The 19052-nt window shown below is 57.7% G+C and carries 18 protein-coding genes; 17 read left to right on the top strand and 1 reads right to left on the bottom strand.

What is annotated here, in order from left to right; translation table 11 throughout:
• Nucleotides 1–142 precede the first annotated feature (142 nt).
• The 12 genes from EN991_RS00500 to EN991_RS00445 all read left to right on the top strand — a co-directional run bounded on the left by EN991_RS00500 (nucleotide 143) and on the right by EN991_RS00445 (nucleotide 9693).
• The gene (locus tag EN991_RS00500) at nucleotides 143–652 is read left to right on the top strand and encodes a nodulation protein NolB (protein WP_024505368.1); all 510 of its coding nucleotides are present in this window, start codon (nucleotides 143–145) and stop codon (nucleotides 650–652) included.
• A 9-nt stretch (nucleotides 653–661) separates the two neighbouring features.
• Nucleotides 662–1525: a type III secretion inner membrane ring lipoprotein SctJ gene (gene sctJ / locus EN991_RS00495; RefSeq protein WP_024505369.1), complete on the top strand. Its 864-nt coding sequence runs from the start codon at nucleotides 662–664 to the stop codon at nucleotides 1523–1525.
• The gene (locus tag EN991_RS00490; RefSeq protein WP_210326671.1) at nucleotides 1470–2156 is read left to right on the top strand and encodes a nodulation protein NolU; all 687 of its coding nucleotides are present in this window, start codon (nucleotides 1470–1472) and stop codon (nucleotides 2154–2156) included. Before sctJ ends, EN991_RS00490 begins: the two co-directional genes overlap by 56 nt.
• Nucleotides 2153–2776 (top strand): type III secretion system stator protein SctL, encoded by a 624-nt coding sequence (sctL, locus tag EN991_RS00485; RefSeq protein WP_024505371.1) that lies wholly within the window; start codon nucleotides 2153–2155, stop codon nucleotides 2774–2776. Before EN991_RS00490 ends, sctL begins: the two co-directional genes overlap by 4 nt.
• A complete protein-coding gene (gene sctN, locus EN991_RS00480; protein WP_063169268.1) occupies nucleotides 2773–4131 on the top strand; it encodes a type III secretion system ATPase SctN in 1359 nt (452 codons plus the stop codon). The genes sctL and sctN overlap by 4 nt, the downstream gene beginning before the upstream one ends.
• The gene (locus EN991_RS00475; RefSeq protein ID WP_063169269.1) at nucleotides 4107–4619 is read left to right on the top strand and encodes a hypothetical protein; all 513 of its coding nucleotides are present in this window, start codon (nucleotides 4107–4109) and stop codon (nucleotides 4617–4619) included. Before sctN ends, EN991_RS00475 begins: the two co-directional genes overlap by 25 nt.
• 89 nt (nucleotides 4620–4708) lie before the next feature.
• On the top strand, nucleotides 4709–5737 hold the full coding sequence (sctQ, locus tag EN991_RS00470) for a type III secretion system cytoplasmic ring protein SctQ (RefSeq protein ID WP_095769044.1): 1029 nt from the start codon (nucleotides 4709–4711) through the stop codon (nucleotides 5735–5737).
• A complete protein-coding gene (gene sctR, locus EN991_RS00465; RefSeq protein WP_029354851.1) occupies nucleotides 5730–6395 on the top strand; it encodes a type III secretion system export apparatus subunit SctR in 666 nt (221 codons plus the stop codon). Before sctQ ends, sctR begins: the two co-directional genes overlap by 8 nt.
• Nucleotides 6396–6397: 2 nt before the next feature.
• Complete coding sequence (locus tag EN991_RS00460; RefSeq protein ID WP_024505375.1) at nucleotides 6398–6673, top strand: EscS/YscS/HrcS family type III secretion system export apparatus protein; 276 nt, start codon at nucleotides 6398–6400, stop codon at nucleotides 6671–6673.
• An 8-nt stretch (nucleotides 6674–6681) separates the two neighbouring features.
• A complete protein-coding gene (gene sctT / locus EN991_RS00455; protein WP_063169270.1) occupies nucleotides 6682–7500 on the top strand; it encodes a type III secretion system export apparatus subunit SctT in 819 nt (272 codons plus the stop codon).
• On the top strand, nucleotides 7497–8534 hold the full coding sequence (locus tag EN991_RS00450; protein WP_024505377.1) for an EscU/YscU/HrcU family type III secretion system export apparatus switch protein: 1038 nt from the start codon (nucleotides 7497–7499) through the stop codon (nucleotides 8532–8534). The genes sctT and EN991_RS00450 overlap by 4 nt, the downstream gene beginning before the upstream one ends.
• 355 nt (nucleotides 8535–8889) lie before the next feature.
• Nucleotides 8890–9693 (top strand): hypothetical protein, encoded by an 804-nt coding sequence (locus EN991_RS00445; protein ID WP_024505378.1) that lies wholly within the window; start codon nucleotides 8890–8892, stop codon nucleotides 9691–9693.
• 525 nt (nucleotides 9694–10218) lie between these two features.
• Here EN991_RS00445 and EN991_RS00440 read toward each other — a convergent pair.
• Nucleotides 10219–12333: a hypothetical protein gene (locus EN991_RS00440; RefSeq protein ID WP_224570035.1), complete on the bottom strand. Its 2115-nt coding sequence runs from the start codon at nucleotides 12331–12333 to the stop codon at nucleotides 10219–10221.
• A gap of 1348 nt (nucleotides 12334–13681) precedes the next feature.
• On the opposite strand from EN991_RS00440, the gene EN991_RS00435 reads away from it, so the two are divergent.
• The 5 genes from EN991_RS00435 (at nucleotide 13682) to EN991_RS00415 (ending at nucleotide 18225) form a co-directional block, all read left to right on the top strand.
• Entirely contained in the window at nucleotides 13682–14011 is a 330-nt protein-coding gene (locus EN991_RS00435; RefSeq protein ID WP_081714433.1) for a hypothetical protein, read from the top strand.
• A gap of 71 nt (nucleotides 14012–14082) precedes the next feature.
• Nucleotides 14083–14325, top strand: a complete 243-nt coding sequence (locus EN991_RS40580; protein WP_224570034.1) for a nodulation protein NopA — start codon at nucleotides 14083–14085, stop codon at nucleotides 14323–14325.
• Nucleotides 14326–14442: 117 nt separating this feature from the next.
• The gene (locus EN991_RS00425; protein ID WP_024505382.1) at nucleotides 14443–15333 is read left to right on the top strand and encodes a hypothetical protein; all 891 of its coding nucleotides are present in this window, start codon (nucleotides 14443–14445) and stop codon (nucleotides 15331–15333) included.
• A gap of 232 nt (nucleotides 15334–15565) precedes the next feature.
• A complete protein-coding gene (gene sctV, locus EN991_RS00420; protein ID WP_063169272.1) occupies nucleotides 15566–17629 on the top strand; it encodes a type III secretion system export apparatus subunit SctV in 2064 nt (687 codons plus the stop codon).
• Nucleotides 17630–17682: 53 nt separating this feature from the next.
• Complete coding sequence (locus EN991_RS00415) at nucleotides 17683–18225, top strand: tetratricopeptide repeat protein (RefSeq protein ID WP_082826568.1); 543 nt, start codon at nucleotides 17683–17685, stop codon at nucleotides 18223–18225.
• Nucleotides 18226–19052: the final 827 nt, after the last annotated feature.

Raw genomic sequence — 19052 nt, 5'->3', positions numbered from 1 at the left:
TTGCCGAAGAGATTTTAGATTGTCGAAATGACGCCGCCGTTAGTCAGCTTGTTGTCAGCTTGCCCCCCTAGGAGTGTTGCGCCGACACCGGGTGATGAATGGGCGGGGCTCGCCCGGTCAGAGAGAGCAACCGAGTCCTTACATGATGATGCCTGTCACGTCGATCTCTGCCACTCTAACGGCTGGCCTCCCCAGGGTCGGATCACCGTCGATTGTCGAGCAGGCCCAGTTTGAGCGCGCCTTAGGGCATGCAGCCGACTCGCTGAAAAACGATGCCGCCGCGGGGCCAGCGAGTGCGGCGCCAGTTGCTGCGGCGATGGATGTTCAGCGCGCGGCTGCGCCGACGAGCGGCATGGGCGATCGCGTGTTGCAGACGATTTCCTCCCTATATCCACACAACACTGTTTCCTTCCCCGCGCTCGACCATGACATAGCCCTTTCGAAGGGCGCTCTACCGGGACCGGCGCAGAAGCTTCCCGTTCCAGGTGAGGCGGGAACCGGAATCTCGGGCATTCCCCAACAAGGGCAAGACTTCGAAACGATGATGGCTGGTCTTCGGGATGTTTACAACGGCGTCACCCAGGTGGCGCTTATCTCCAAAGGCGTCAGCGGCGTCACATCATCCGTGAATAAACTTTTGAAGGAAGGCTGAACCGCGCGCATGATTGGCTTGGCCGAGGGCGAAATCATGCGTGGCCTGTCAGGGTGGCGGTCGGTTAGACTTGTCATGCTGCCAGTTCTCGTCGCCCTCACTGCTTGCAAAGCCGACCTCTACACGCAATTGCAAGAGCGTGAGGCAAATGAAATGCTCGCACTTCTTGAAGACAACGGGGTCGCCGCGATCCGGGTGGTCGCCAAGGATGGAACCAGCACGATCCAGGTTGACGAAAAGCTGCTCGCCTTCTCAATCAACCTTCTGAACGCCAAGGGGCTGCCGCGCCAATCCTTCAAGAACCTCGGTGAGATATTCCAAGGATCAGGCCTGATTGCCTCGCCGACCGAAGAGCGTGCCCGTTACGTGTATGCCCTGAGCGAAGAGTTGTCGCGGACGATCAGCGATATCGATGGCGTTTTTTCTGTACGTGTTCACGTCGTGCTGCCGCATAACGACCTTGTGCGAGCCGGTGCCACGCCATCCTCGGCCTCGGTGTTTATCAGGCACGACGCAAAAACAAATGTCGCGGCTCTGCTGCCAAAGATAAAGATGCTTGTAGCCGACAGCATCGAAGGCCTGTCCTACGATAAGGTGGAAGTGGTTTTGGTGCCGGTAGAACGTTCCGCACACGAGCAACGGCCCGATCCGACTGCTGTTTTGCCACAAGCATCACTACCTCTTCCTGCGCCACTTCTGGCGACCGTAACAGGTTTTGCCGCAGCCGTATTCGCCGTGGCCTGTTATCTCTTGATCGGCGTTGTTACGCGTCGGCGCAAGCAATCAACCGGCGTTTCCAAGGTCGAGGGGCGCCGGGATGCTTCTGCTGTCGAGGCCATTCGCAAAAGAATGCCTGCAATTGGACGTGGGTGACATCTCATTGCCAATGCCTATACAGACCGCCCGACCTGATGGTCCGCACTTTCCGGGCGCGAGCGAGCTTGCGGCTTCGGCCCATCCAACCCGTCTTGCGGCGCGTCTTGATCCAGCGTTATCGGCCGAAACGTTAGTGAAGTTGCAGAAGTGTTCCAGACTGCATCCAAGGCTGGCAGAATTGCTGGGCAACGATGACGTGGATCTGAACCACATCGGCTGCAGGCCGGACCTTCTACGCGGGCATGATCCATATCGAGCGACCCTTCTTGCTGGTAGTATCTGGCATGCCCGTTCGCTGGTCGCGTTTGTCTCTCAGCCTGAGCTTGCCATCCTTGTTAAACGCATCGGCGTGGATGCACACGCATTCGGAATCCGACACCTGCTGCATGCTGTTGACAAAAGACTGATCTCGGACCCAGAAAAACTCGCTCAGCAAATCGAATACGATGGACACGCATGTCTTGGAGCTTGGCTCCAGGACAGTTCAGCGACCGAGCGTAACCGCGTGCTTCTTCGATTGCCCGAGGGGACTGCCGCGGAGACTCCAGCACATGAGCATTGGACCGCCGCCGGCCAATTGCTTTCACTTGTAGTAGCTCATTTTGAGACAGAGACCCCGGTGAAATGACAGTCGAACTTTCCGAGGGGCCAATAGCGCCGCAGATGCGTCCAGTCGGACCACTGATACCCGCGAGCGAGCTCGAAACCTGGCACAGCGCCGCGCAAGCCCTTGCCGCGGCAGAACGGCATCGGCAGCGCGTTCGAAACTGGGCACGCGCGGTTTACCAGCGGGCGTGGGCGCGCGGCCACATGGAGGGCTCGAATGCAGGCACCGAGGAGATGGCAGGGTTGATTGCGGAGACAATCTCCGAAATCGCGCGACGAAAGGCGGCTCTGGAGCAGGAATTGCCGCAGCTCGTGATGGAAATATTGAGCGATCTTATCGGCGCTTTCGATCCGGGCGAGCTATTGGTGAGGGCTGTTCGTCACGCCATAGAGTGTCAATACAGCGGCGCCGACGTTTGCCTTCATGTTTCTCCCATGCAAGTCGACATGCTTGCACGAGAGTTTGCTCGATGCGACGGCCAGGATGGTCGACCAAGGGTGCGGATCGAGCCCGACCCGACATTGTCGCCGCAACGCTGCGTGCTGTGGAGCGAGTACGGCAATGTTGACCTTGGACTTGACGCCCAGATGCGCGCGCTGCGCCTTGGTTTCGGGACGCTCTGTGAGAAAGGCGAGCTATGAGAAAGCCCGTCCCAGAACATAACGCTGACGCCCACACTCGAGCTCTCGTTCCAGCAATCTCGTCTTTGAGGGCTGCGGCCAAGCGAATTGACACGCGTGCGGTGCGCGGTCGGATCACGCGGGCTATCGGCACACTGGTTCATGCCGTCTTGCCAGACACTCGTATTGGGGAACTTTGCCTCCTAGAGGACCCGCGAACCGGGCTGTCGCTCGAGGCCGAGGTGATCGGCCTGTCGGGTGATGGTGTATTGCTGACACCGATCGGGGACTTGGTGGGCCTATCCAGCCGCGCAGAGGTCGTGGCCACTGGCCGAATGCGTGAGGTGCCCGTCGGCGGCGATTTGCTCGGTCGCGTGATCGACAGTCGTTGCCGCCCATTGGACGGCAAAGGCGAAATCAAGACCGTCGAAACTCGGCCCCTGCATGGCAGAGCCCCCAATCCGATGACGAGGCGCATGATTGAGCGGCCATTCCCGCTTGGGGTCCGTGTCCTCGATGGTCTGCTGACGTGCGGCGAGGGCCAGCGGATCGGGATTTATGGCGAGCCAGGTGGTGGCAAGTCGACGCTGTTGTCACAGATCGTAAAGGGTGCCGCCGCTGACGTCGTCATAGTGGCGCTCATAGGCGAACGTGGACGGGAAGTTCGTGAATTCATCGAAAGGAATCTTGGTGAAGAGGGCCTTCTCCGTACGGTCGTCGTGGTTGAAACATCCGACCGCTCGGCGGTAGAGCGTGCGCAATGCGCTCCAATGGCGACTGCGCTCGCGGAATATTTCCGCGATCAAGGCCTACGCGTTGCTCTCATGCTGGATTCGCTGACGCGCTTCTGCCGCGCTATGCGCGAAATAGGCCTTGCTGCGGGTGAGCCGCCGACGCGACGGGGCTTTCCTCCTTCCGTTTTTGGCATGCTGCCAGGCCTGCTCGAGCGCGCCGGCATGGGTGAGCGGGGCTCAATCACGGCCTTCTATACGGTGCTTGTAGAGGGTGATGGCACGGGTGATCCAATCGCCGAGGAATCGCGTGGTATTCTCGATGGCCATGTCATCCTCTCACGCGCTATTGCGGCGCGATCGCATTTCCCCGCTATTGATGTGCTGCAGAGTCGCAGCCGCGTCATGGATGCAGTCGTTTCGGGGACACATCGCAAGGCAGCATCCATTTTCCGCGAGCTCCTGTCGCGCTATGCCGAGACCGAGTTCTTGATCAATGTTGGCGAATACAAGCCAGGTGGAGATCCCCTGACTGACCGGGCTGTCGCGTCAATCGACGAACTGAGGGAGTTTCTGCGCCAGAGCGAAGATGACGCGTCAGATTTCGAGGAGACGGTCGCATGGATGTCGCGTCTGACCGCGTAAACTGGATTCAGTCTTCGAGTATACGGCTTCTGAAGGAAATGCAAGAGCGTCGTGCCCTTGGCGAGCTGTCCAAGAAGGAAGCCCAGCGCGATGTGGCCGCCTCAGCCGTACAAAATGCCTCTAGGGAGCTTGCAATGATACAGCAACATTGTTCAAGAAAAGAAGCAGCGCTCTATCAGCATCTGATGTCACTCGACAACTTGTCTAGCGCAGCGCTCGACCGTCACCGCCTTCACACTGAACAACTTGCCGCTGAGATCAATTCCAGACGGCAGATGCTTGATGATACCCAAATCGCTCAAGAGGAGGCTGAGATGGCGGCGTCCAGGACGAGGGAGCTATGGGTCATATGTTCGGCGGCAAGGGACAAATGGCAACAAATCGAGGACGACGTGCGGCGCGCCGTCGAGACTCATTCGGAGGCCGCAGCCGAGATCGAGGCCGACGATGAGATACTGCTGAAATATGCGAGGGGGTCGCTTGCCTAAATGCCGCGCAACCGGATCCGACGGTCGCAAGAGGTCGTCCGAATGACACGACCGTGCAGTCTTTGATAGGCGCTGCGGTCACACCCGCCATGTTCGAACCAGTTCTGAAACTGTCCCACACGGTTGTCTCGTGGCTCAATGATACAGCAGCGCCGCGCACGCCGTTTCAAAGCCGGATCAACGAGGTGCCGCTATCGGTGCGAACGGCAGGGCTTGTCTGGCAGCAGGAACCTGCTGCCATTCCGATGCTTGACTGCGTCTGGAGAGTGGGAGCCGAAACGGTCATCTTGTCACTGTCGCGCCCGCTCGTAGAGGAGTTCATCACGACAGTGCAGAACGGCTTGGCCTTCCCTTCCGAGCCAACTGCTTCGCTAATTCTCGAACTCGCTCTGGAGCCGCTTGTCACTCGACTGGAGGAGACGACGCGTCTGAACGTGCAACTCGTGCGGGTATGCGAAGCCACGATGCTGGCTCCTCATCTTGAACTCGACATCATTTTCGGCGCGGTCAAGGGCAAGGGCCGTCTATTCCTGTTCACGCCACTTGACGGCTTAGTACCGCCTGCGTTTCGCGCGCTAGGCGAACTGCTTGCCCAGTTGCCGCGGCAGCTGGGCGGGCTGCCTCCAGAGCTCCCGCTCATTGTTGCAGGAGAGGTCGGCACGCTTCGCCTTCCTGCGGCGCTTCTTCGAAGCGCATGTGTCGGTGATGCATTGTTGCCCGATATTGCGCCGTTCGGCCGCGGCCAGATCACCCTAGCTGTCGGCCAGTTGTGCGCCGAGGCGGATCTTGACGGCGATGAATTAATCTTGCGGGGGCCTTTCCGCCCGCGACCGTGTCCTTTGGAGAGTGCGCATATGACACAACCCGGATCGCAACTGGAGCTTACTAAGGATCTCGACGATGTCGAGATCGTGCTTGTCTTTGAATGCGGCCGCTGGCCTATTTCTCTTGGGGAATTAAGAAGTGCCGGCGAAGGGCATATTTTTGAACTTGGATGGCCGATCGACGGCCCGGTCGACATAGTGGCCAATGGTCAGCGTATCGGGCGTGGCGACATTGTCCGCATCGGAGAAGAGCTGGGCATCAGGCTCCGTGGCGGGTTTGCATGCAATGAGTGAAGCTCAGCCGACAATCCTGGCGCTTCTTGCGGTTACCGCCGGACTCGGTCTGCTGGTTTTAGCAGTTGCCACGACAACGGCCTTTGTAAAGGTATCAATTGTTCTTTTCCTCGTCCGCAATGCGCTCGGGACCCAGACCATACCACCCAATGTGGTGCTGTACGCCGCGGCGATGATCCTCACTATGTTCGTTAGTGCGCCCGTTGCTGAGCAGACCTATGACCGCATGTCGGATCCCAAGCTCCACTATCAGACATTCGACGACTGGGTAAGCGCCGCTAAAGCCGGAAGTGAGCCCTTGCGCGAGCATCTCAAGAAATTCACAAATGAAGAGCAGCGGCGATTTTTCCTATCTTCGACAGAAAAGGTCTGGCCAGAGGAAATGCACGCTGCAGCCACGCCTGATGACTTTGCAATACTTGTACCATCTTTCTTGCTATCAGAATTGAAGCGCGGATTTGAGATAGGATTTCTACTTTATCTGCCTTTTATTGTTATAGATCTGATAGTGACAACTATCTTGATGGCAATGGGTATGTCGATGGTCTCACCAACTGTTATATCTGTTCCGTTCAAGATCTTCTTGTTTGTTGCCATTGATGGTTGGTCAAAATTGATGCATGGGCTTGTGCTGAGTTATACGTTACCGGGAGGCTGATCATCACTGAATCCAGCATCATTACTCTTATGAGCCAATCACTGGTGGTTTTCATGATCTGGATTCTACCGCCGCTCATTGCATCAGTGGTTGTCGGCCTCGTCATCGGCATCCTCCAGGCGGCGACGCAGATCCAGGATGAAAGCTTGCCGCTCACCGTGAAGCTTCTGGTCGTTGTCGCGGTGATTGGGCTGTTTGCTCCTGTGCTAAGCGCCCCGCTCATAGAGCTAGCCGATCAGATCTTCACCGAGTTTCCCGCAATGACACTTAGCTACTAGTCCGCCCCATGGACGCGCCATCGGCCGATATTCAAATTCTGATCCAGACGGCTTTCGAACTCGTCGTTGCGGCAGGTCTTGGGGCAGCCCGCGCGATGGGCATCATGCTGATCTTTCCCGTATTCACACGCTCGCAGATCAGTGGGCTGATCCGGGGCTGTTTGGCTGTTGGCTTCGCACTACCATGCCTGGCACACGTCAGCGGCGGATTGCCGGCGCTGGATCCTGATACGCGCCTGATCCAGCTAACCCTGCTCGGATTCAAGGAAGTTTTTGTCGGTGTACTCCTTGGCACTTTTCTTGGCATTCCGCTTTGGGGCCTTCAGGCTGCCGGGGAGCTTATCGACAACCAACGCGGCATCAGCAGCCCGACCGCTTCGGCCGATCCCGCGACGAACAGTCAGGCTTCCGCGATGGGCGTTTTTCTGGGGATCACTGCGATTGCCATATTCGTCGGATCAGGAGGCCTGGAAACTTTGATCAGTGTCCTGTACCGCAGCTACTTGATCTGGCCGGTGTATCAGTTTCACCCGACACTGAGCGGGCCAGGAGCAATGGAGTTGTTGGGGCTTCTCGACAGCATAATGCGCACGGCATTATTGGTTTCGGGGCCTGTCGTGTTCTTCCTGATACTGATTGATATATCGATGATGCTGCTGCGTCGCTTTGCCCCGCAATTTAAGGCGAGCCAACTGTCTCCGGCAATCAAGAACATTGTCTTTCCAGTTCTCATGGTCACCTACGCTGCCTATCTGGTGGAGAGCATGAAACTGGAGGTCACACGTGCCAACGGCGTGCTGGAGTGGTTCGACAAATTGCTGCCATGAGCGACACAAGTGAAGAGAAGACACACGCCGCCAGCCCGAAGAAGTTAAGTGAAGCGCGCAAAAAAGGACAGCTGCCACGTAGCTCCGATTTCGTCCGCGCGGTCGGGACTTGCGCTGGGCTCGGCTACCTTTGGCTAAGAGGCAGCGTGATCGAGGACAAATGCCGGGAAGCGCTCCTATTAGCCACCAAGTTGCAGAGCCTACCTTTCGATACCGCGGTGCCGCAGGCATTGGTTGTGCTCGTCCAACTCACAGTCGCGGCTGTTGGCCCGCTGCTTGGAACCCTTGTCGCCGCGGTGATTTTGGCCAGCCTGCTAGCCAATGGTGGATTTGTCTTCTCTCTGGAGCCGATGAAGCTCAGCTTTAAGAAAATTGACCCCTTTGAAGGGCTGAAGCGCTTGGGGTCTGCTCGTTCCATGGTCGAAGTCTGCAAGACCATGTTCAAGGTATTGGTTCTCAGCGCAACCTTTTCCATTGTCCTTCTCGGGATGTGGAAGACAATGGTCCCTCTGCCGATCTGCGGCATGGGCTGTGTTGGCCTCATCTTTATGGAGACAAAATTGCTGATGGGAATTGGCGCCGGCGCACTGCTGGTCGGCGGACTGATCGATCTTCTGCTCCAGCGCGCGTTGTATCTGCGCGAAATGCGCATGACCAATACCGAAGTGACGCGCGAGTCGAAGGATCAGCAAGGAGCGCCAGAGTTGAAAGGTGAACAGCGTCGCATCCGCGAGGAGGCGGCCGACGAGCCTGCGCTTGGCGTGCATCGCGCCACGCTGGTCTTAACAGGAAGGGCGGTCCTGATCGGTCTGCGTTACGTTCGCGGTGAAACCGGGGTGCCGTTCTTAGTTTGCCGTGCCGAAGGTGAGCGCGTTTCACATGTGTTGAGCGAGGCGCGGGCACTACGCCTGACGATCGTCCATGACCATGTCTTAGCGCGTCAGCTGATAGGCACTACAAAACTCGGCCACGCGGTTCCTATGCAATATTTCCAGCCTGTCGCGAAAGCATTCTTTGCCGCAGGCTTGGCCTAGTCATGGAAGTCCACGACTGCCCAGTTCAAAACTGACCTGGCTCCATGCTAGTGGCAAATGTCGGCTGGCCATCCGTGCCCCAGTGTCTCTGTCAGGCCAACCGCGCAACCGCGGGCCTGGGGCAATCACTCCCCTCGGATCTGCCACCCAGCAACTACGGCAAGTCCTCCGGGCATGACCTTGCAGCCTCTGCTGGCCGGTGCGTGGCGCAGTCCGAGGTTTTGAGGCCGGCAGTGCGGATTTGATTGGTGCAGCCGTTGGAATGCCCTCGTCAGCTAGTCGTCAACTAAGCGCCCTATGTTGAACAGCCGTGCTAACTTGAGCTCGGTTGCGAAACATAGGAGTACGAATCGTCATGTATGGTCGAATTGGTGGCTCATCCGATAGTTACCGCGCGCATAATGCCGGCGAGCAATCGGATGCAGGAAGCGAAGGGTTCGCGGACACATTTGCCCGAATGCACTTATCCGGATCGGAAGGTAGCGGCGCCTCATCATCGGCGGCTCCCCAAGCATACTCCCTCAATTCCCGACCTCCTGTGGTGGAGATCAACAGGACTTCCTTCAGGAGACAGGTGAGGCAATTTCATGGTGATGAAATCACGCACATCGCCGACAATCCTCAAGAGTATTCGGAGTTCGTATCGTCACGAGCCAGGCGCACCGCGGACGTTGCTCAGCAATATGGCATCCGTCGAGATACGGAGCACGCGCGATATTTCAGTTACCAATTGGGAGACCGGAGTGCCGGACTGCTGAGAATGGAAGGCGGATTCAGCATGAACGAGTTCGAATCGGAAAGTTGGCGGGAACAATTTCCTGGTCGAACTGAGGTCACTTCCATAGTGGATCTTCAAGTCGCCCATCCGCTCGTCGAAAATGCGGGCGATATTCTGCTGGAGCATCAACTTCGGATAGACGGCGACCGACCGTTGCTGAATTGGCGTGCGGCTAATCCGGAAGCACAAGCGCGCGCGCAGACGATGGGGTTTGTTGAAGTGGATCATGGCGACCTGGTGCTTGACCCTACGCAGCATCCCGACAAATGGACGAAGAACAGTGCCGGTGAGTGGCAGCGTGCAGGCAAACCTCCACTCTATCTCCACAAAACCGAGGATAGCGACAGCAGCGATAGCGGGTCCGACGACGATTTCATGTGATTTGTCGACCCGCCGCCGAGCCTTGCAACTGGTGACGGTTGCAAGGCTGTTGGCAGTGAATGCTAATTGTCCGGCGACAGCCCCGCCTTAGCGCCAGCGCCGCCGAGCAATCCAGCCCATCTCCCAGACAATAAACTGCGGATGCGCATCGTGGGTGCTTGCGAGCGGATTGTATTCGGGCCGGAACTCCGCCTCTTGGAACCGAGCTCTCCCGAATCCAATTTTCTCCACCACACCGTTGGGTCGTTGCGATGCGCCGATCCCGATCGGATCGGCTATGCCTGCTCCGCGCTCGCAGGAAGACCTTCCGCCTCGATCTTGGCGGCGCGATCTCGGCGATAAGTTGGATGGGAGGCAAGATACGCCGCCACGTCAACAGCCGGTAACGCGACATCGCAAATCGGCCCTGACGGTAGCCGATCGACTCCAATCGCCGGACCGCAACTCGCGCAGCGGCATTCGCGGTTTGGCCAGGAGAAATGCTCGCTGACTCACAGCGTGGCCGGCCGCATTCTGAGTGCCCTGTCATGCAGCCTGCGCCGACGGGAGCTCGGCACGCGAATGGCGTGGTTGGCGGCCAAGCCCTGAGGTCAACAAGGACTTACAGAAAGCGGGGGTGAGTTTGCCGCGATGAATTATGACCTTCTCGCGACCGGACCTAGCATCGGCTTCCTCTCGCTCTCGATTGTAGCCGCGCTGTTCGTTGGATTTAACGTGGCAAGCGGTGAATTCGGAATCAGCCAGCCCTTCCAAGTTTCTGGCCATGACGGGGCGACTCGTGTGGATGTGCACCCACATCGGGCTCGGCATCGCACCATTGACCAGCATCTTGGGCTGCAGCTTCATCTCAAACAGCTTTCCTGGCTCGCCACGCAGCGCGACCGGTGCCTCCGGCGGCATCAATTCGTCGGCATTGCACAAATGTTCCAGGTATTTTTGCGCCGGAAATGCGTAGGTCTTCATGCAATCAGTCGTAATGCCGGCTTTTCCTTCATTCAATGCGTTGGCCTGTCCCAGCACCATGTTCAGCAACCCTTTGAGCTGGTCTGTGCGTTCGTGCACTTTGGGTAGCTGGGTGGAGGTGAGTAGCAGGCGTACATTACGCCCCTGCAACCCGGCGAGACAGGTTTGCATCTCAATGGCCTGGGCTCGCAGGTACTGGGCCACATCGTCCACGACCTTACCGGCCTCCTCAGGCTTCATCTGGCGCACTTGGGAGACGACGCTTTGCTGACCGGCCAGATCGAACTGCAAAAGTTCGTCCAATCGTTTGAGCCGCTCCGTCAATACCTCCATTGACAACGCGGCGCCCCCGATTGTCGAGCCTGCCCCCGACGAACTCGCAGCCACCTCTTGCGCTCTCACCTGTGTACTCGCAACTTGATCCGAGCGCGCGAGAACCTTGGCTGCTGGCACTGTGCCGGCGTTCGCAGCGACTGGTGTTGATGGCTGCCCGGCGGCAGAAGTCCCGGCGCGAGCTGCCGACTTATGCTTTGACTTCCCTTTCCTTCGCGCTGTAGTGCCTTCTGACACTGCAGCCGTACCAGCAGTGTCAGCCGGTATCGCAGCGCCTGCCCTGGCCGGCATCGCAGCGCCCGCCTGGGCCTGTGGCGCCATGATGGCTGACGGCGGAGACTGCAGGTTCAACAAGTGCATGGCATCGTGCGCAGTGATCCATGCATCGTCCACGATCCGTTCGAACAGTTTCAATGGGAGGCCGGCATCTGGGTAGGTATGGCTTAGCTTGGTATGCACCTCGTGCAACGCCAATCCAAAATCCGAAAGCCGCTCCATGATTTTTTCTACAACCGCGCAATCATGAGCGTTGAGTGTTTTGCCATCATCCATTATGCCCTTCGCCAAAGAGAGGGCGCGAAGAGCTTCTTGAGCGGCGCTTGCCATCAGCTGCACCACTCCATTTCGACCGACGAGGAGTTCCTTCAAATCTGGCTCGAACCTGCTCGCCCGCAGTTCAATCTTGGCCCGCGCAAGACCGATCCGCTCACGGACCAGCCAGATCCTGACACTCAGTACCGAGCCGGCACGCAGCCGCAGTGCGCACCGCTCGGCTTCCCGCATCACGGGCGTTCCACTGGATAGGCTAGCGGTGGCAGCGCAGGCGGATCGCTGCCGTTCGGAGCGCCATGCCTTTTTTTCCCACCACTTAATTGCCGCCGTATGGTGGTTCTCCACATTTAAAATCAACAGCTCCTGCCGGTCCGCCTGGGAGTAGGAGTAGAGTTTATCGACCATACCTGCCGCTTTCTTGGTCTTTTTGTCCAATTTCGTGATCGTCGACAGGCCAAGTTTGTCTACTTCATTCGCGGCGTCGCACACGATCTGGCAACATCTACGCACCTTGTCGTCTGGCATAATTGTCTGCGCCTCAGCCGCAGGCAGGCTAGCGCGGTACTCCAGAATTGCTGAGGCTGCATCGACGACCCCACTGATCAGCTCCACCGCCTCCTCGGGGACGTCGGTTTTCCTGGCCGCAGCCTCGCAATCAGTCAGTTGTTGAACAAGACTGTTCATTCTGAGCTGTGTCGGACTGATATCTTTATTTGACGATGAGCTGGTGCCTTCCACCTGCGCGGTTGATAGTTGGCTACCGACCGGCGCCATGGCTTCGCCCTCAGACATGGAGGGAGAACCGCGCCGCCTTGCGGCTGCGCCACGTGGCGCTACGGTTCCGCGTGGTGGCGCAGCGGCTCCACGTGGCGGTGTGTTCAGGATTTGATCTTCGCCAATCGAGGCGCCTGGCAGACTTTCGCGGGCATCGCCTGGACCGCGCGCAACTGGAAGGGAGGAGGGCCTCCTATCGGCGTCCCCAGAGCGCATCTGCTCCACAACGGAATCGAATGACTGTCCACCTTCTCCCGCAGCAAGACTTGATTGCGAAAGGGAACTGCTCGCCCGCCCCGCGCGGCTGGCTCCAGTTTCAGCCTGCGATTTCCGTGGTCGGCCAATGCCCTTCATATTGCGTCTCCGTAGTAGGCGAGAATGTGCTGCTATTGTGCTGGCGGCTGACGAGACCAGCGGCATCTTTCGGTTAACGTCACGGTCAGCCAGACCCGCGACGGCGTAATGTTCCCGCCAAAGTGCTTCTCAGTAGCAGGCCAAGATTGGCCCGAGCTCACAGGACTTTCGCAACGTTGCCATCGATGTCCTGAGATTATCAGCGCTTCAGTCCGCCGATTTCCAGGAACAGCGAATGAAATCAGACCAACTCGGCTAGCTCCCCTTCCTAGACACGTGCCTGACGATTTTATTGATGCGTCACTCCTCTCGTTCGCCACCGACAAAGTCACACATTTGCTTCAGAGAAGCGTGTGCGTTGCGTATCACGCGGACCATTTCGATCTATAGTTACAAAAAGTGTCGAGACGGGACCTTTGGATCCGAAGGTCAGGCACGGCCGGCCTAGATAGACCGCTTGGCTGACGATTAGCTGACGATGGGAGTTCTCACGAACAGGGCAAGAAAATCCGACCGCTTCAAGCTTTCGATATGGTGAGAAGAGGATCCGCACCGGCCTCCCAAAGCCGGCAGACCATCCCATGTTCGTACGGTCGCCGACCTTCTCGAAGCCAATGAGCTCACCGCGCCGGGCCGTGATGTGCAGGCGAGAGAATGGTGATGCAAAGACCGAGTTCCTGCTCGTTGCGTGCGCCCGTGGAGCCAGCAAGAATACGGTCATTGCGGTCATGCAGCACGTGGACCGTGTCTCCTGTTCGACACCACAGCATCGAGGATGCAAACGAGCTGCTGCGGCTGCCATTCGGTCGCGGCATGCGTGGACGGCGGGATTGGCCGAACAGCCGAGATCGTGGTCGACTGTTCGATGCGAGAGCAACATCCTGCAGAGCATACGTTTTTGCGCTGGCCGGTTTTTGTCAAAAGCCGTCAGGTTCTCGAAAGCTCCCGCCCTTAGCTTGATCGAGGCTAACCTTTAACACGTCGCCGCCAATGGCAAATGCCGGAGTACCTGATGATAGCAGCAATTGGGAGTGGAGTTGGCAACCTCGGGACTTCCTTGATCCGAAAGGGCCATGGGGATTCGAAATCCGAGCATTCTGGTGATGGCAAGCCGGCTGATGGCAATGATGGCAAGCCAGCTGGTGGGAATGATGGCAAGGCAGCTGGCGGGAACGATCGGGCGGATAACCGGACCGTTTCAAATGATCAACTTCAAGACAACTCACAGTCTGCAGCACAAAGTGAAGCCTTCCAAAGTATCCTGCGATCGTTCGCGTTCCAATTCGCGAACGATGCGATGGCTGAGGCCGATGAAGCTTTGGATGACACAGAAGATGCCTGACGCGGGAAATCCGGCGTGAGGTCATACAGGCCGTTATTGACGGCACAACTCCAACAGAAAAAGGAATGATCATGGCTGCAGTTGATAATAATAAAAAATCAGGCAATACCAATACCAGTAGCGCCGGCAATACCGATAAAACTAACAGTGGCACTCCCGGCAATACAAGCGGAGCTGATGCTACTGCTTTTCAGGCGCAAGTGCAGGAACTAACCAATGTTAGCTTGGAGGCGACGAAAAGGAGTGTCCAGTTGCGCACTCTAACGACCAATCTCCAGACCATCAAGAAGGCCGCCGACGAACGCGTTTCGTAATGTCGGAAGCGGGTTTTAGACTGCCCCCTAGCGCGTCTCCTTATTGACGCGACGTAGTCCCGAAATGAGCCGCATGGCAATTGCCATGCGGCTTCTATCCTGTTTGAGAGATGCTCTGTGGATGACGCCGTTTCCCTCCGTTTCGAAGTGCGTTCGGGGCACTATTGCGGTCTGACCGGCAAGACGGATCTTCAAAAGTGTTTAATCGGCAGCGGCTTCGATGCCGATTTGGTCTTTGTCGAGCAGGGACTGGCACCGCATCACCTTCGTGTAACTCTTCTTGGCAAGTCGATCGAACTGGAGGCGCTTGCACCCGGACTCAGTATCGAGGGCAACCGGAATATCGCCGCAGGCCAGTCCGTTGTTGTGCCCCTTCCTGTCGTCCTGCTCGTAGGCGAGATGTCCATTGCTTTGTCCGTGCAGGATGCAGAGCCGCCTGGTTCGACCGGCATACCGCGCCTACCGATCGGTGTGCTCGCCATGGTCATAATCAGCTCACTCGGGATCGGCGCGCTTTCAGGCACGATCTCCTATCTTGGCAATGCAAGTGGATCGAGCCCCAATTCACTTCGGGCTGAAGTCGCGTCCAGAACGATCAGTCACCGCGCTGACAATGAACTTACGGAGGCAGCGGCCCAAGAGCTGCAGGAGGAAGTCGATCGAGCGGGTCTTCTCGACGTCAAGATTGGGTCGGCAAAGGGTGTTGTGACCGCCGAAGGCACCGTCACGTCTGAATCGGTCATCAGTTGGCAGAAGCTTCAGCAATCGTTCGATCGTCGCACCAAGGGTACTCTAACACTGGTGAACGGAGTGCTCATCAAAGAGGAGAAGGCGCCATCCGCAATCGCGGTCGAAGCTGTGTGGCATGGGGTCCAACCATATATTGTCATCGACAGCGAGAAGTATTTTGTCGGCGCCATTTTGGCTGATGGATGGGTGGTCGAACGTATTGAGGACAGCCGTGTGCTGCTGAGCAGGAATGGCCGCATTGCTGCTCTCCAATATTGAAAGCTCGCAGGCCCCATCAAGCAGCACTCTATGGCCAGCCAAACATCCTGTCGCGCTCGGTGCTGACAAGCTGGCTGCGTTGGAAACATTTGCTGCCCAGCCATTTCGCGCCTGCTTGTGGCTCTCATGCAGGGTCACGCGCTGGCCAAGGCTGAGGCGCCTTCGGAGTTCGAAAGCCACGTTTCATGGCGTAACAGCAGAGTAAGTCTCAACCGATTGCAAAGGTGTCTCGATGGCCAACGTCCTGCGTGACTTCATCAAGCGTGCGCCGGCCAGCCCGGATTTAATGGTTGCGTTGATGCTGCTTCTGGCTGTCGCGATGATGGTCATGCCTATCCCGGTCGTGGTGGTCGACGCCCTGATAGGATTCAATATGGGGTTGGCCATACTGCTGATGATGGTTGCCCTGTATGTCAGTACTCCACTTGATTTTTCCTCTTTGCCCGGCGTTATTTTGATTTCCACTGTATTCCGTCTCGCGCTCACGGTCGCAACGACGCGACTGATCCTGGCCGAGGGGGAGGCCGGCAGCATTATTCATACTTTTGGCGATTTCGTCATTTCAGGCAATATCGTGGTGGGTTTCGTCATATTTCTGGTCGTCACCATGGTGCAATTCATGGTCCTCGCGAAGGGTGCCGAACGGGTGGCAGAAGTGGCGGCGCGTTTCACGCTGGATGCTCTGCCGGGCAAGCAAATGGCGGTCGACGCAGAGCTACGCAACGGCCACATCGATGCCAACGAATCCCGCCGGCGGCGCGCCGAATTGGAGAAGGAAAGCCAACTCTATGGCGCGATGGACGGCGCGATGAAATTTGTGAAGGGCGATTCCATCGCCGGGCTGGTGGTTATCTGCATCAACATGCTGGGTGGAATTTCGATCGGCCTGCTCTCCAAGGGCATGTCCTTCGGCGAGGTACTGCATCACTACACTCTGCTGACGATAGGCGATGCATTGATATCGCAGATTCCGGCCCTTCTGCTCTCCATTACTGCGGCGACCATCGTCACCCGTGTGACTGGGACGGCGAGGATCAACCTCGGTACAGAAATGGTCAGTCAGCTCACGGCCAGCACTCGAGCCTTGCGACTGGCGGCCGGCGTCCTGGTTGTAATGGGGTTCGTTCCTGGGTTTCCCCTCCCCGTCTTTCTGATGCTGGCCGCAGTGTTCGCTGCGGTAAGCATTGTCAAGGCTGATGTGCTGGGCGCCGGCACTGCCGATGCGAAAGGTGGAACTGCAGCGGAGCCTAAGCAAGCCGCGCCTGCGAAGGAATTCCCGATCGCATTTTTTCTAGCGCCAGATCTTATGCAGGCGGTCGATCAAGCCGAATTGCAAAAACATATTGGGCGCGTTTCGCTCCTGGTCACAGCCGATCTGGGCATTATCGTTCCTCGCATCCCTGTCTTGGTTGACGAGCAGCTGCCTGAATCGCAATTCCGAATTGATGTCGAGGGCGTGCCAGTCGAACAGGACGCCTTAGATCCAAACCAGATGGCGCTCCGAGCCGATGTAGCGCACGTCGACTCGAGCGGTGTCCCCCTTAGACGTGAGCCGAAAACGGACAGACTCCCGGTTGAACATACCCCTGCAAAGGCCCTTACGGGCGCCGGCACGGAGCATAGGGCTCCCGGCGAACTCCTCGCCTTGCGCGTCCATGCAGCGTTGACCCGCTACGCACCGCGATTGGTGGGCATCCAAGAGACCCGACATTTCCTGGGCCGAATGGAGCAGGAATATTCTGAGCTTGTGAAAGAGGTGCTACGCACGACGCCGATTCCTCGGATTGCCGATGTTCTGCGCCGCCTCCTGGAGGAAGGTATCCCAATCCGCCACACCCGTCTCGTGTTGGAGGCATTGGCCGAATGGAGCGAGCGTGAGCAGAACGTTGCCCTGCTGACGGAATATGTCCGTTCTGGTTTGAAGCGACAGATCTGCCACCGCCATGCCAACACGGAGGGCATCGTGTCCGCCCTGGTCGTCGAGCGCGAGAGCGAGGATGTGATGCGTGGCGCGGTTCGAGATTCGGATGCAGGCCCCTATCTCGCACTGGAGGATCGGCAAAGCGAAGCGATGCTATCACAGATACGTCAGGTCCTTTCGAACGCAGAACCGGGTCAAACCCGCCCTATTCTGTTGACGTCGATGGATGTCCGACGTTTCGTCCGCGGCTTTCTGACGCGAAACGGGGTTGATCTCGCCGTGCTGTCTTATCAAGACCTCGCCTCCGACTTTACAATTCGCCCCGCAGGATCCGTCACACTCCCGCACGGATCGAACAGCGGATTGTTAGAGTAGTCCCACCTTTCCTAACTGAACGCCACGCGCCTCCCCGATAACTGAGAGATAACATGAATAGTAATACAGTTTCTCCATCGCCTATGTTTCTGCGCCGGAACTCACTTCTTTTTGCCGTACTCGCCATTCTGCCTTTGGGCGGTTGCGCCAGCTGGCAAAAGCCGGCTCTTTCCGTGCAGGAGACATCTTCCCCCGAGTTGCTCAGCGCCGATCAAATCGATCCGGCTATGCGCGAACGCATTTTGCGCGAAGTTGGTCAGGATGTTCAAGAGCGGGCTTTGCGGGATGAGGTGAAGCAGCACCCGGACAATGTTGATGCGGCGATACGACTTACAAATGCCTTGGTGGGCCAGAAGCGCCCGCACGAAGCGGTTGAGGTGCTCGACAGCGTCTTGGTTGCAGCCCCAGGAAACGTACGTGCATTGAATGCGAAGGGCGTGATTTTGGACATTGAGGGGCGGCATGACGCGGCACAGGCCCTGTATCGGCGAGCTCTCGAAAACGAGCCAGGCAATCAGATGGTGCAGCATAACTTCAATCTGTCGCTTGCCTTTAACGGCAAGTCCGAACAACCAAGGTTAGCACGATCGCAATAGGTGGGCACAGTGCATGCGCAGCCTGTTCCCCGGCTCGAACACGCGCTCGGCTCCCATCATAGATGGCCCCCTGAAGAGAGCCATATCTATGCAAAACAGTTGCTCCAGATCTGGCCGGCAGAGATCGGCAGGAGAGCCGGATGACATCACGCGGCCACCCGCAAGGCCACCCGCCTCGCTTCGTTGCCAGAGCGCCCTCTCCCTCGCCGGTCACCGTCTCGCAATGCGGCGACCTGGCTTAAGGCGGTCGACCGAGCGCCCGATGCAGTAGCCATGAATACGTAACGCAGCGATGGACCCGCCGGATCGTGTCGCGCTTGTGCTGGCCGTCCCTGCCATTACAGCACGGTGATTGTAGCTGGATCATATTCTAGAGGCATCGATGGTGTGGATGCCTTCGATCCAAACAATCGATTTGTTGAATTCGTCCGCCTGAGGAAATTAGCTGCGGCGATCCGACTTCCGACGCCTGCAGGCGCAAAACCAACAGCGTGAGCGCTGCGGGTCCGGAGGCAGGCTGCAAAGTGCAATCACCAGCGCTGATAAGCGGCAAGTGAAGAATGTATCGCTCGGGCAACTCCTGTGTTGTGCACGGTTGCCCCGCGAGGTGAACTGTAGCAGCTTGGCAGCTCAGCGTTCACGAAAGGAGAAAAGATTTGGGGCCAAGCAAAGACCGGCTTTTTTGATTGTCTTGCTGTATCGCTATGGTGGGGCGGGCGCGACCGCTCCCATAATTCAATACGCTGCCTTTAGCGATGGACGATGACGGGATGCGTCGCCGAGACTTCAATGGTGGAGGAGCAGCGCACCCGTCGATCCATTTGCTT

This window comes from Mesorhizobium sp. M7A.F.Ca.US.005.03.2.1 (assembly GCF_003997795.1).
Lineage (GTDB): Bacteria > Pseudomonadota > Alphaproteobacteria > Rhizobiales > Rhizobiaceae > Mesorhizobium > Mesorhizobium ciceri.
The sequence above is the reverse complement of the archived record's forward strand: the minus strand, read 5'-3'. Positions and strand labels throughout refer to the sequence as shown.

Excerpts from the sequence above, each read along its gene's own strand:
- EN991_RS00500 (WP_024505368.1), top strand. The coding sequence starts at position 143 with ATGATGATGCCTGTCACGTCGATCTCTGCCACTCTAACGGCTGGCCTC.
- sctJ (WP_024505369.1), top strand. The coding sequence starts at position 662 with ATGATTGGCTTGGCCGAGGGCGAAATCATGCGTGGCCTGTCAGGGTGG.
- EN991_RS00490 (WP_210326671.1), top strand. The coding sequence starts at position 1,470 with ATGCTTCTGCTGTCGAGGCCATTCGCAAAAGAATGCCTGCAATTGGAC.
- sctL (WP_024505371.1), top strand. The coding sequence starts at position 2,153 with ATGACAGTCGAACTTTCCGAGGGGCCAATAGCGCCGCAGATGCGTCCA.
- sctN (WP_063169268.1), top strand. The coding sequence starts at position 2,773 with ATGAGAAAGCCCGTCCCAGAACATAACGCTGACGCCCACACTCGAGCT.
- EN991_RS00475 (WP_063169269.1), top strand. The coding sequence starts at position 4,107 with ATGGATGTCGCGTCTGACCGCGTAAACTGGATTCAGTCTTCGAGTATA.
- sctQ (WP_095769044.1), top strand. The coding sequence starts at position 4,709 with ATGTTCGAACCAGTTCTGAAACTGTCCCACACGGTTGTCTCGTGGCTC.
- sctR (WP_029354851.1), top strand. The coding sequence starts at position 5,730 with ATGAGTGAAGCTCAGCCGACAATCCTGGCGCTTCTTGCGGTTACCGCC.
- sctT (WP_063169270.1), top strand. The coding sequence starts at position 6,682 with ATGGACGCGCCATCGGCCGATATTCAAATTCTGATCCAGACGGCTTTC.
- EN991_RS00450 (WP_024505377.1), top strand. The coding sequence starts at position 7,497 with ATGAGCGACACAAGTGAAGAGAAGACACACGCCGCCAGCCCGAAGAAG.
- EN991_RS00445 (WP_024505378.1), top strand. The coding sequence starts at position 8,890 with ATGTATGGTCGAATTGGTGGCTCATCCGATAGTTACCGCGCGCATAAT.
- EN991_RS00440 (WP_224570035.1), bottom strand. The coding sequence starts at position 12,333 with ATGTCTGAGGGCGAAGCCATGGCGCCGGTCGGTAGCCAACTATCAACC.
- EN991_RS00435 (WP_081714433.1), top strand. The coding sequence starts at position 13,682 with ATGATAGCAGCAATTGGGAGTGGAGTTGGCAACCTCGGGACTTCCTTG.
- EN991_RS40580 (WP_224570034.1), top strand. The coding sequence starts at position 14,083 with ATGGCTGCAGTTGATAATAATAAAAAATCAGGCAATACCAATACCAGT.
- sctV (WP_063169272.1), top strand. The coding sequence starts at position 15,566 with ATGGCCAACGTCCTGCGTGACTTCATCAAGCGTGCGCCGGCCAGCCCG.
- EN991_RS00415 (WP_082826568.1), top strand. The coding sequence starts at position 17,683 with ATGAATAGTAATACAGTTTCTCCATCGCCTATGTTTCTGCGCCGGAAC.